Genomic DNA, 3,362 nt, shown 5'->3' with positions numbered 1-3,362 from the left:
CGCGCGGAGCCTGGGCGCCCTCCCTGTCCCCCAATGGCCCCCCCGCCACCCGCGTCGGCGCGCACAGCGGCGGCGAGCGGCTCCGGGCGGCCCTGGCCTGCGTCCTGATGTCGGCCGCGCCGCCGCAGCTGCTGATCCTGGACGAACCGACCAACCACCTGGACCTGGACTCGATCGCCGCCCTGGAGGCCGCCCTGCGAGGTTACGACGGCGCGATGCTGCTGGTCAGCCACGACCGCGACTTCCTCGACGCCGTCGGCGTCGAGGAAGAGTTGAGGCTAGGCTAAGCGGCCTTCTTCACCATTCTGAACACGGCGTTGGCCCGCGCGCAGGGCTCGCCGTCGGCGGTGACGAAGGCCTGGGTGAACGAGAGCGTGCCGCCAGGCTTCACGAACACGGTGTCGAACTCCAGCCATTGCCCGATCTGGGCGCTGCCCATGAAGTCGAGGGTCAGGTTGACCGTCACCAAGCTGGCGGCGTCGCCAAGCCGGCGGGCGCAGGACAGGCCCATGGCGTTGTCGGCCAAGGCGCTGATCAGCCCGCCATGGACAAAGCCGCGGCTGTTGGTGTGGGCCGCCTCGGCGACGAAGCCCAAGATCACCGCCTCATCGGTCTTGCGGCTGTACAACGGCTCCCAGGGGTCGGTCACCGGGCTCTGGCGATAGTGGCGTTCGAAGCCGGTCGGGATGGAGCGGGTCTCGTGCATCATCCCGCGCCTCACGCCGCGGCCGCCAGCCGCGCCAGGCTGTGCAAGGTCTTGGCGCAGGCCTGGGCCGCCTCGGCGCCCTTGACCAGGAAGTGCTCCCGGAAAAAGCTCCGATGCTCCTCGTGGTCATGGAAGTGGTGCGGCGTCAGCACCACCGAGAACACCGGCACCTCTGTCGCGAGTTGCACCTGCATCAGGCCGGAGATCACCGTCTGGGACACGAAGTCGTGGCGGTAGATGCCACCATTGACCACGAAGCCCGCCGCCACGACGGCGGCGTAGCGGCCGGTCTTGGCCAGGGTCTGCGCATGCAGAGGGATTTCGAAGACGCCCGGAGTCTCGAAGCGGTCGATGGACGAGGCGGCGAAGCCCAGTTGGCCAATCTCGGCGATGAAGCCCTGATAGGCGTTGTCGACGATCTCGGCGTGCCAGCCCGCCTGGATGAAGGCGATGCGGGCCTGGCGGAAGGCGCCGTTGGCGGTGGGAAGTTCGAAGGTGGTTTGGGTCATGGTCAGGTCCCTGATCGGGGTTGGAACCACGACTCAGGGAGACGCCGTCGACCGGATTCGTCGCGCGGATGCGCTCGGAGCCCTGCCGTCAGCGGTTCTCATAACCGGACTCTAACCGTCGGCCCCGGGTTCGCACCGGATCTGCTGTCCCTGACGGGCCTCTCGGCCAACCAGGCGCCCGCGGGCTTGTGCGTTCGGCCGAAGCCTCTCGCCATCACCGCCGGTGGGGACTTTCACCCCGCCCTGAGAACGCGTATCGCCGGAACGGCCCGACGATGACGCAAACCTAAGCGCGACCATGTGAGTCAAACAAGTGTTTAAGTCGCAGCCTCCAAAAAACGTGAAGTGCCGTCGCGGAAGTCGCCGTCATTGAACCCGACGGTTGAGTTGTCCGGTGTGACGGGTTACTAAACCGCATGGTTTTGCAAGATTCGTCCGCCCTCGACGGCGTGTTCCATGCCCTGGCCGATCCCACCCGGCGCGCCATGCTGCGCAGCCTCGCAGGCGGCGAGCGGAACATCGGCGAGCTGGCCGCGCCGTTCGCCATGTCGTTCGCCGCGGCGTCCAAGCACGTCCGGGTCCTGGAGGGGGCGGGTCTGCTGCGCCGCCGGGTGCAGGGACGGTCCCATGTTTGCCGGATCGAGGCCGAGCCGTTGGCCCAGGCCACGGAGTGGCTGACCTTCTACACCGCGTTCTGGGGCGCGGGCCTCGACAGGCTTGAGGCGGCTCTCAAGGCGGACGGCGACCGGTGATCGGGACGCCGCCCTAGGCGCGCCGCCAGTCCATCAGCCAGTTGTCCTCCCAGGTCGCGCCGCCGTCGCGGGAGACGGCCTGGGACCAGCGACAGGAGGTGGGCGTGATGGCGTCCCAGACGCCGCGGACCTTGATCGGAGCCTCGCCGTCCTTGTCATCGGCCTCGAACACGCCGGCGCCGTCCTTGAACGCGCCCCAGGTCGGGGGAGGGGTCAGCACTCCGCTACGGGAATTGACCCAGAAGTCGGCCCAGCGGCCCTGTTCACGATCCAGCAGGCGCAGGCCCATGCCGCTGAAGTTCCGCGCGGGGATGCGCAATTCCTCGATGCTGGCGACGCCGCCGAGGATCGACCAGCAGGTCGCCTCGCCCTCGAAGACGTCCCATTCGCCAGGAGCCTTCAGGCGCCGGTGGGCGATGCGCCAGGATCCCTGCAGGAAATCGAACTCACCGGGTTTGCCGGTCCCCACAGGCTCCGCCGCGTCGGCCGGCGACGACGAGATGGCCGCCTGGGCCAGCGCCAGGCTGACGGCGGTTTGCAAGACGGTTCTGCGGCGTGGCCGGTCGGTCATCTGGTGGCTCCCGGGTGGCGTGGGAGCCGTTTTGGACCGTCACACCTGACAGTCTGCGTCAGGTATCGGCGTATCAGGCGCGCTTGTTGAGCGTGATCGAGGTCGCTGAGCCGGGCGCGCTGGGCATGGCGCCGGCGCCGTAGCCCGTGCCGGTATTGCGCTGGGCGGCCACTTCGTCGGCGATGGCGCGGACCAAGCCTTCGGTGACGGTTCGCGCGGCCTCCAGCGCCCGGCCCTGGCGGGCGAGGACGGCGTCGAAGGCTTCGGTGGCGCGGATGAGGCGCGCGCGCTGATTCACCGGCGCGCTGGCCACCATGCTCGGATCTGCCCGCACCCGCGCCGACTCATGGCGATACAGGTTCGCGAGCTTCGAGGTTTCCTCGATGTGGATGGCGGCGTCCTGCGGCCGACGCTGCTCGAAGGCCTGAGCCTCCAGCGCGATCAGCTCAGTGAGCCGTTCGGTCAGCAGGATCAATTGGCCGACCCGGTCGTCGGCGTCGGTGGCGGACAGAGCCATGACGCGGTCTCCTAACTCAAACCTTGAAGCTTCAGCATTTCCTTGGCGACGCTGTCGGAGACGCCGAGGCCGCCCGACTTCACCACCTGCTTGGCGATGGCGTCGGACATGAACGACTTGAACATTTGCTCGCCATTGCCGCCGCCGAACGGAGCCTCGGTCGAGACCCCGGCGAACATCTGGTTCAACATCACCGAGAGGAACGAGGCCTCGAAGTCCTTGGCGGTCTTCTCGATCTGGCCGCGCTTCGCCAGTTCTGCGGTGCTGGCGGCGGTGGGAACCCCGCCGGCGAGGCTGGGGGGGACGA

Annotated in this window: 6 protein-coding genes, 1 pseudogene and 1 riboswitch; of the genes and pseudogenes, 2 read left to right on the top strand and 5 right to left on the bottom strand. The window is 68.4% G+C overall.

Features of this window, described 5'->3' with window-relative positions; all coding sequences use genetic code 11:
- Positions 1 to 287 (top strand): annotated as a pseudogene (locus RMO04_RS00390) (ABC transporter ATP-binding protein); the annotation flags it as partial.
- On the opposite strand, the gene RMO04_RS00385 reads toward RMO04_RS00390, so the two are convergent.
- Together RMO04_RS00385 and RMO04_RS00380 are read right to left on the bottom strand one after the other, a co-directional pair.
- Positions 284 to 709 (bottom strand): hotdog domain-containing protein, encoded by a 426-nt coding sequence (locus RMO04_RS00385; RefSeq protein ID WP_309642817.1) that lies wholly within the window; start codon positions 707 to 709, stop codon positions 284 to 286. The pseudogene RMO04_RS00390 and the gene RMO04_RS00385 sit on opposite strands and share 4 nt — an antisense overlap.
- 8 nt (positions 710 to 717) lie before the next feature.
- Positions 718 to 1,215, bottom strand: coding sequence for a 6,7-dimethyl-8-ribityllumazine synthase (locus RMO04_RS00380; protein WP_309642816.1), 498 nt, complete (start codon positions 1,213 to 1,215; stop codon positions 718 to 720).
- A gap of 90 nt (positions 1,216 to 1,305) precedes the next feature.
- A riboswitch (FMN riboswitch) is annotated at positions 1,306 to 1,470 on the bottom strand.
- Between the two features lie 161 nt (positions 1,471 to 1,631).
- On the opposite strand from RMO04_RS00380, the gene RMO04_RS00375 reads away from it, so the two are divergent.
- Entirely contained in the window at positions 1,632 to 1,967 is a 336-nt protein-coding gene (locus RMO04_RS00375) for a metalloregulator ArsR/SmtB family transcription factor (protein WP_309642815.1), read from the top strand.
- A 13-nt stretch (positions 1,968 to 1,980) separates the two neighbouring features.
- On the opposite strand, the gene RMO04_RS00370 is transcribed toward RMO04_RS00375, so the two are convergent.
- The 3 genes from RMO04_RS00370 to RMO04_RS00360 all read right to left on the bottom strand — a co-directional run.
- A complete protein-coding gene (locus RMO04_RS00370; protein WP_309642814.1) occupies positions 1,981 to 2,538 on the bottom strand; it encodes a DUF1579 domain-containing protein in 558 nt (185 codons plus the stop codon).
- A 73-nt stretch (positions 2,539 to 2,611) separates the two neighbouring features.
- Positions 2,612 to 3,055: a flagellar basal body protein gene (locus tag RMO04_RS00365; RefSeq protein ID WP_309642813.1), complete on the bottom strand. Its 444-nt coding sequence runs from the start codon at positions 3,053 to 3,055 to the stop codon at positions 2,612 to 2,614.
- A gap of 11 nt (positions 3,056 to 3,066) precedes the next feature.
- A partial coding sequence (locus RMO04_RS00360) for a rod-binding protein (protein WP_309642812.1) occupies positions 3,067 to 3,362 on the bottom strand: 296 nt, incomplete at its 5' end.

Source organism: Phenylobacterium sp., assembly GCF_031412415.1.
GTDB lineage: Bacteria > Pseudomonadota > Alphaproteobacteria > Caulobacterales > Caulobacteraceae > Phenylobacterium.
This window is presented reverse-complemented; position numbering and strand designations above follow the sequence as displayed.

What these genes read in the sequence shown, in the direction of transcription:
- RMO04_RS00385 (WP_309642817.1), bottom strand. Translation starts at nt 709, where the DNA reads ATGATGCACGAGACCCGCTCCATCCCGACCGGCTTCGAACGCCACTAT.
- RMO04_RS00380 (WP_309642816.1), bottom strand. Translation starts at nt 1,215, where the DNA reads ATGACCCAAACCACCTTCGAACTTCCCACCGCCAACGGCGCCTTCCGC.
- RMO04_RS00375 (WP_309642815.1), top strand. Translation starts at nt 1,632, where the DNA reads ATGGTTTTGCAAGATTCGTCCGCCCTCGACGGCGTGTTCCATGCCCTG.
- RMO04_RS00370 (WP_309642814.1), bottom strand. Translation starts at nt 2,538, where the DNA reads ATGACCGACCGGCCACGCCGCAGAACCGTCTTGCAAACCGCCGTCAGC.
- RMO04_RS00365 (WP_309642813.1), bottom strand. Translation starts at nt 3,055, where the DNA reads ATGGCTCTGTCCGCCACCGACGCCGACGACCGGGTCGGCCAATTGATC.